1 pseudogene is annotated in these 246 nt (G+C 55.7%); it reads left to right on the forward strand.

Annotated features, from left to right (window positions below):
• Window positions 1-40: 40 nt before the first annotated feature.
• Window positions 41-246, forward strand: a pseudogene (locus L324_RS44450) (ribosome small subunit-dependent GTPase A); the annotation flags it as partial.

A 246-nucleotide genomic window follows, 5' to 3' on the forward strand; every position in this document is an offset into this window, starting at 1 on the left:
CAAGCAGAAGACGGCATACGAGATGCACAGGGAGATGTTTATGCTGCCTGAAGGCGGGCTTTTAATCGATACGCCGGGGATGCGGGCATTGGAGCTTTGGGAATCGGAAGAAGGATTCAAGCAGAGTTTCAGCGATATTGACCAGCTTGCACAAAACTGCCGATTTTCAGACTGCCTGCATCAAACAGAACCCGGCTGCTCCGTGCGGGAGGCGCTGGCTGACGGGAGGATGGATGCCGGCCGGTT

This window comes from Amycolatopsis orientalis DSM 40040 = KCTC 9412 (assembly GCF_000478275.1).
Classification (GTDB): domain Bacteria; phylum Actinomycetota; class Actinomycetes; order Mycobacteriales; family Pseudonocardiaceae; genus Amycolatopsis; species Amycolatopsis orientalis.